The organism is Streptomyces daghestanicus, from assembly GCF_020521275.1.
In the GTDB taxonomy this organism is placed as follows: domain Bacteria; phylum Actinomycetota; class Actinomycetes; order Streptomycetales; family Streptomycetaceae; genus Streptomyces; species Streptomyces griseoviridis.
Genome location: NZ_BNDX01000002.1, coordinates 1,473,595 through 1,480,376, shown reverse-complemented (window position 1 = coordinate 1,480,376; position 6,782 = coordinate 1,473,595). Strand labels below are relative to the sequence as shown.

The following is a 6,782-nucleotide window of genomic DNA, read 5'->3' as shown; positions in this document are numbered from 1 at the left end:
TTATATGAGGCGATTTTACGGGCAGACGGGGCGGGCGCACGCCGTGCGGCAGAGCGGACCGCCCCGGGGACGGCCGGCTCCACAGCGGAACGTGATGTGCGGCACGCTCACGGTGACCGCCGCCCGTCGTCCGGTCCCGTTCTCCCTGGGCAGCGCTTGATCGCCGAGCAAAAGGGGGCGAACTCCCCTGGCCACAGCGCATTCCGCGCATTTGACAGTGCGCTGAGCGCACAGATAGGAAGCAGCTCCAAGAGGTCGAGAGGTGCACCGTGTACGAGCCGAACGTGGTCGGGGACTGGCAGGAGTACGACGAACACCCCGGACTGCGGGTCCGTGTCCACCGCGTCGAACCGGGCGAGCCGCCGCGCGGCCGGGACGACGCCGCCGAGGGCCTCACCTGCTTCCGCCTCCGCGTCACCGTCGAGAACCGGGGCGAACGGCGGGTCTGCGTCCACCTGGAGGACGGTCAGATCGACGTCCGGATCGGCCCCGACGGGGAGGGCGCCTTCATCGACTGGCGCAACTCCCAGTTCGTCGAGGGCTTCGATGTCTACCCGCTGCGCCGGGTCACCGCCGTCGTCCACGCGGCCGGTCCGCAGGCGGATCTCGGCCGGGTGGACGTCCAGGTGCAGCTGCGGGTCGACGACGAGTGGACGGCCCGGCGGCTGTGGACCGGCGGTCTCGGTCTGACGGAGGGCGCCGGCGGCACCTGCCCGTCCGCCGGCCGCGAGGAACTGGCGCACCAGGTGAGCACGTTCCTGCGGGACCAGGCGGAGGAGGGCACCGCCTGAGGCGTCACCGCCGGGTCAGTGCGGAATCCCGTCGATGATCTCCCGGGCCCCCTGGCGCAGCAGCGACACCGCGACCGAGGTGCCGAGGGTGGCCGGGTCCAGGCGGCCCGCCCACTCGTGGGCGTTCAGCCGGGTCTTGCCGTCCGGGGTGAACACGCAAGCCCGCAGGGAGAGTTCGCCGCTGCGGTCGACCCGCGCGTAACCGGCGATGGGGCTGTTGCAGTGGCCCTGGAGGACGTGCAGGAACATCCGCTCCGCGGTGGCCTCCCGGTGGGTCTCCGGATGGCCGAGGCCGCTGACCGCGTCGATCAGCCCGGTGTCGTCCTCCCGGCACTGCAGGGCCAGGATGCCCGCGCCGATCGGCGGCATCATCGTCTCGGGGGAGAGGACGTCGCTGATCACGTCGGTGCGGCCGATGCGCTCCAGACCGGACACGGCGAGCAGCAGCGCGTCCGCCTCCCCGGCGGCCAGCTTCGCCAGCCGCCGGTTGGCGTTGCCGCGGAACGGCACGCACCTCAGATGCGGGTGGGTCGCGGCCAGTTGGGCCACGCGGCGCACCGACGAAGTGCCGATCCGGGTGCCGGCGGGCAGCTCGTCCAGGGTCAGCCCGCCCGGGTGGACCAGGGCGTCGCGGATGTCGTCGCGCCGCAGGAACGCCGCGAACACCGTGCCGGCCGGCAGCGGCCGGTCGGCGGGCACGTCCTTGACGCAGTGCACCGCGAGATCGGCCTCGCCGGCCAGCAGCGCGGCGTCGACCTCCTTGGTGAAGGCGCCCTTGCCCTCCACCTGCGACAGGTCGCCGAGCCACTTGTCACCGGTCGTCCGCACGGGGACGACCTCGGTGCGGACCCCCGGCAGGAGATCCGCCAACTCGCCCCGGACGCGGGCCACTTGAGCCAGAGCCATGGGCGAGTCACGGGAGACGACACGGATCAGCTCGGGAAGGGACATGCGGACACGATAGTGCCCGGAGGGGCCGCCGTCTCGCCCCCGCGCGGGTCAGGCGTACGGGTCGAAGGTGATCCCCGAGGGCTTCGCCGAGGCCAGGTGCGAGGCGAAGCTCGCGTCCTTCAGGCCGAAATTGGCGCTGCCGAAGTCGTACGCGCCGAGCTTGTCGCGGACGCCCGCCGGGTAGCCGTTCCAGCCGACCAGGGTCGGGTACTGCCAGGTGCCCTTGTGGTTCTCCGGCGGTTCGTCGTTCGCGGTGCCCAGCCGGAAGCAGTGGGTGCTGATGCCGTCCTTGTGGTAGACGACCTTGGCGTGGGTGCCCTCGAAGCGGACCTGGGAACGCGGGTGCACGGTGAACGAGCCGTGGTTGGAGGTCGACACGTACTGCACGGTGCCGTTCTGCACCCACACCACGACGTGCTCCCAGTCGTGACGGTGGCCGCCGATGCTCGTGCCGGCCAGCGCCTGGTCCTTCTCGAAGTACAGGCCGTACATGTACGCGCACCAGCCGCCGTCGCACTTGGCGCGTGCGTAGCCGTTGGTGTTGTCCAGGTCGGCGGCGTCCCGGCAGTTGCCGTTGAGGGCGCCGGTCGGGTTGAGGCCGGCGTTGACCGTGCCGTCGGCGCTGATGGCCGGAGTGGGGTAGCAGCCGTCGGTGTCGTAGTCGAAGGCGGGCTGGTAGGCGGTTTCCGCCGCGTCGGCGTTGCCGGGGAGCGCCGGGGGCGGGGCGGCGAAGGCGGTGGCGGGGAAGGCGACGACCAGGGCGAACGCCCCGGCGACCGTGGTGAGCCATCTTCTGCGGCGGGGTGCGGACGTGCTCGACGACACCGCGTCCTCCTCGTGGGCGCAGCCCAACGGCTGTGGGGGAAAGGGGACTTCAGGATGGCGTCGTTCCCCTTCCGTGCCAAGAGGCCCAGGGGACGCGTGGGTTAAGGGCAGCCCAACAGCCGCCCCGGGGTCACACCAGGTCGTCGGGGACGTCCGCCGCCGACTCCTCCGGGGCCAGGTCGGGCCGCAGCCGCAGCCAGGACGGCTGGCGCAGCATGCCCTCCCGGGTACGGGTGCTGAAGCGGACCTCGCCCACCAGCCGGGGCACCACCCAGCGGGCGCCCGGGACCGCCGGAACCGGGTCGAACGGGCATACGTCGGTGGCGGCGGCCCGCAGCAGCGCGGCCAGGACGGCGCGCTCGTCCTCGCTCCAGCCGGTGCCCACCCCGCCGACGTAGCGCAGCCGGCCGGCGGCGCGCTGGCCGGCCAGGACCGCGCCGGGCAGGCCGGTCAGCCGCCCCTTGCCGGGCAGCCAGCCGCCGACGACCACGTCCTCGCTGCGCATGTTCCGGATCTTGATCCAGGCCCGGGAGCGGACCCCCGGCTCGTACACCGAGTCCAGCCGCTTGCACACCAGACCCTCCAGGCCGTGCTCGCGGGTGGCGCGCAGCGCCTGCTCGCCGTGGCCGACGAGGGCGGCGGGGGTGGACCAGGCCGGACCGGTCAGGCCGAGCCCCTCCAGCTCGGCGCGCCGCCGGGTGTACGGCAGGCGGAGCAGTGGGCGGCGGCCCAGGTGCGGGACGTCGAAGAGGACGAGGTGGACCGGGACGGACGCCGCGCGGTGCGCCGCCCGGCCCGGCGCGTGCGCCAGCCCCATCCGGGACTGGAGCAGCTGGAAGTCGGCGCGGCCCTCGGCGTCCAGCGCCAGCACCTCGCCGTCCAGGACGGCCGCGGTGGTGCCGAGCGCGGTGCCCAGGGGCCGCAGCTCGGGGTAGGCGGCGGTGATGTCGGTCCCGGAGCGGGCGCGCAGCAGCGCCCGGCCGTCGCCGGGCAGGTAGACCATGACGCGCTGGCCGTCCTGCTTGGTCTCGTACGCCCAGCGCGCGTCCTGCGCGGGAGGCGGCAGGGCGCCCGGCGTGGCGAGCATGGGCGGGATCAGCGGCAGCTCCACGGGGAAGGTGTCGACGCGGCCGGGTGCCGCCACGCGCGGCGGCGGGCAGGTTCGCCTGAACGGCGCCGCGATCGTGCCCGGGTACGGACCGGCGCCCGGCGCACACCGCCGCTGACCGTAGCGGGGGCGTGCCGGGCGCCGGGGCGGGGGGCGTCAGCGGGCGAGGCGGATCCTCGTGACGGTGTCCTCGGCCGTGCCGGCGCCCGACTTGTCGACCACCCAGGCGGTGCCGTCGGCGATCTCCACGTGGTTCGGGTTGGCGCCGGTGGCCACGGTCTCCTCGACGACGCCCTTCCTGACGTCGACGCGGGTCACGTTCGCCGCGGTGCGGTTGACGACCAGGACGTTGCCGGAGCGCTCGTCGGTGGCGACCGACAGGGCGCCCGCGCCGGTCGTCACGGTCTTGGTGACGATGCCCTTCCTCAGGTCGATCACGGACAGGGTGCCCGCGGTCTGGTCGGCGGTGTAGGCGGCCTTGCCGTTCTTCGACAGGGAGACGGAGATCGCGCCGTCGCCGGCCGGGACGAAGGCGGGTGTGGTGGAGCCGCGCTTCACCACGATGAGCCGGTCGTTGGTCATGTCGGCGGCGTAGACCGTGCCGGTCCTCTCGTCGACGGCGAGGCCGGCCGGGCCGGAACCCTCCACGGTGACGCGCTTCTTCTCCTTGAAGGTCTTGCTGTCGAAGGCGACGACGCTGCCGTCGCTGAACGCGCTCGCCCAGACCGTGTCGTGCTTCTCGTCCACGACGATCTCGCGGGCGTGGTCGACGTTCGGCAGGGTGGCGAGGTGCTCGCCGGTGCGCTGGCTGTAGACGGACACCGTGTTGTTGCGGGTGTTGGTCGTCCAGACGGTGTTGTGCTCGTCGTCCACGGCGACGCCGTAGACGGCCTCGACGGCACCGGTGGCGGTGTCGGTGACCGGCGGGGTGATGTCCGACTCGACGGTGAGGGTCCCGGGGTCGACCTTCAGCAGGTGGGACTCGGTGACCGGCGGGCGGCCCACGGCGGCGGTCACCCACAGCACGTGGTTCCGCTCGGAGTAGGCCGACTGGTACAGGCCCTTGGTGAGCTTGGCCGTGCTGACGGCCGGGGCGGCGGTGTGCGCGGAGGCGGTGCCCGTCAGGGTCAGGACGCCGCCGGCGGCGACGGCCATGGCGACGGCCGAGGCGATCGCGGTGCGGCGGTGGGTGCGGGTGCCGGTGTGGGACATGGTGGGAGTGCTCCCTTGTCGTGTGCGTGGGGTGGGTCTACTGCGGAGAGATGGCTCGGGGGAGGGCTCACGCGCCGTGCGCGGGCCGTCCGGTGCGGCGGCGCACCACCAGCAGCGTGGTGGCGGCGGCGCCCGCGGCCCCGCCGGCCGCCGCCGCGGCGGCGGACCAGGCGATCGTCGCGTGGGAGACGGCCGGGCCGCTGGCGGCGAGCAGGGCTTTCGCGGAGGTGTCCGGCGCGGTGGTGGAGGACGTGCCGGTGCCCGCGCCGGCCGCCGCGGCGGCGTTCACGGTGAACTCCACCTTCAGCGAGGTGGGCGGGTCGGGGGCGAGGAAGCGCAGCCAGTGGGGGCCGGCGGTGGTGTCTGCGGGGACGGTCACGTCACCCTCGTAGCTGCCGTCGCCGTCGGTCTTCCACTGGCCGAGGATGGCCTCGTCGTCGAGCTTGACGGTGACCTGCTCGCCGGCCGGGAACCGGGTCACCTCGAAGTGCAGGGTGCCGCCGGGCTGGACCTCGCTGGCGGTGATCTCGGCCTTGGCGCCGGCGTCGTTGGTGGCGCTGGCCGGGGCGCCCGAGGCCGCCGGTACGGGGGTGGCGGCGCCTCCCGCGGCGCCGGACGCCGAGCCGCCGCCGGTACCGGAGGACGCGGCGGCGCCGGAGGTCACGGTGAAGCCGGCGCGCAGGCTCGTCGGCGGATCCGGTGCGAGGAAGCGCAGCCAGTGCGCGCCCCTGGCCGCGTCCGGGGGGACGGTGACACTCCCGGCGTACGACCCGTCGGGACCGACCGTCCACTGGCCGAGGATCTCGCTGTCGTCCAGCTTCACCGTGAGCTGCCGTCCCGCCGGGAAGCCGGTGACCCGGAACGACACCGTGCCGCCCGCGGCCACCCGGGAGCCGCCGGTGATGGCGGCGGAGGTGCCGGAGGAGGAACCGGCGGCCGTATCGGAGGAACCCGACGCGCCCGATGACCCCGTGGAGCCGGAAGCACCCGAGCCCGAACCGGAGCCGCCGGAACCCGCGGAGCCGCCGGAGCCGCCCGAGCCGCCGCCCGGCGAGGCCGCCGTGACCGTGAGGTCCGCCTTGAGGCTGGTCGCCGGGTCGGGGGCCAGGACGCGCAGCCAGTGCGCCCCGGCCGAGGCCGACGCGGGGACGGTGACCGTGCCGGAGAAGGTCCCGTCGGCCTTCACCGCGCCGGCCCACTGGCCGAGGATCTCGCTGTCGTCCAGCTTCACCGTGATGTTCTGGCCCTTGACGAACCCGGACAGGGCGAAGGAGACCCTGCCCCCGGCCGCGACCTCCCTCCCGCCGGTCAGCCTGACCTTCGGCTCCGCCGCGGGTGCGGTGGTCCCCGAGGGCGACGGAGTGGGCTTCGGGGTCGGCGCGGGCGTCGGGGAAGCGGACGGGGCGGCGGTGACCGTGAGGCTCTCGCTCCTGACACTGGTCCCGGTCGCCAGGAACCGGAGCCAGTGGCCGTCGCCCGCGCTGGTCCCCGCCGGGACCGTCACCCGGTCGGAGACGCTGCCGTCGTCGCCGACCGTGAACTGCGCCAGCAGCGCGGCGTCGTCGAGTTTGACGCTCAGCCTGCCGCCGGCCGGGAAGCCGGTGGCGGTGAACGGCACCTCGCCGCCGGCCCGTACGGAGGTCGTGCCGAGGGTGACCGCGGGCGCCGCCGCGTCCGCCGCCGTCAGCGCCACCGTGCCGGTGAGGTCCGTGGCACCGGGGCCGGCGGTGACCGGCGGGAGGGCGACGAGGGCGCCGAGACCGAGGGTGGCGCCCGCGGTCAGGGCGACCACGCGGCCCCGGCGGGCACCGAGGGGCGAAGCGGATCTGTCAGAGGTCATGATGGCTGCTCCAGGCAGGCGGACGTCACTCGGGGACGTCCGATAAGGAGGGCAC

The 6,782-nt window shown here is 74.3% G+C and carries 6 protein-coding genes; 1 reads left to right on the top strand and 5 read right to left on the bottom strand.

The genetic code is table 11. The annotated features are described in order from the left end of the window. Window positions 1-269 precede the first annotated feature (269 nt). A complete protein-coding gene (locus Sdagh_RS06585; RefSeq protein ID WP_189424508.1) occupies window positions 270-791 on the top strand; it encodes a hypothetical protein in 522 nt (173 codons plus the stop codon). A gap of 15 nt (window positions 792-806) precedes the next feature. On the opposite strand, the gene hemC is transcribed toward Sdagh_RS06585, so the two are convergent. From hemC to Sdagh_RS06560, 5 genes are all read right to left on the bottom strand, one after another. Further along, window positions 807-1,742 (bottom strand): hydroxymethylbilane synthase, encoded by a 936-nt coding sequence (hemC, locus tag Sdagh_RS06580; protein WP_189424506.1) that lies wholly within the window; start codon window positions 1,740-1,742, stop codon window positions 807-809. A gap of 48 nt (window positions 1,743-1,790) precedes the next feature. Next, a complete protein-coding gene (locus Sdagh_RS06575) occupies window positions 1,791-2,567 on the bottom strand; it encodes an NPP1 family protein (protein WP_189424504.1) in 777 nt (258 codons plus the stop codon). A gap of 130 nt (window positions 2,568-2,697) precedes the next feature. Beyond that, on the bottom strand, window positions 2,698-3,678 hold the full coding sequence (locus Sdagh_RS06570; protein ID WP_189424534.1) for an ATP-dependent DNA ligase: 981 nt from the start codon (window positions 3,676-3,678) through the stop codon (window positions 2,698-2,700). A 153-nt stretch (window positions 3,679-3,831) separates the two neighbouring features. Further along, window positions 3,832-4,887: a YncE family protein gene (locus tag Sdagh_RS06565; protein WP_189424502.1), complete on the bottom strand. Its 1,056-nt coding sequence runs from the start codon at window positions 4,885-4,887 to the stop codon at window positions 3,832-3,834. Between the two features lie 67 nt (window positions 4,888-4,954). After that, window positions 4,955-6,727, bottom strand: a complete 1,773-nt coding sequence (locus tag Sdagh_RS06560; protein WP_190078464.1) for a hypothetical protein — start codon at window positions 6,725-6,727, stop codon at window positions 4,955-4,957. Between the last annotated feature and the right edge of the window lie 55 nt (window positions 6,728-6,782).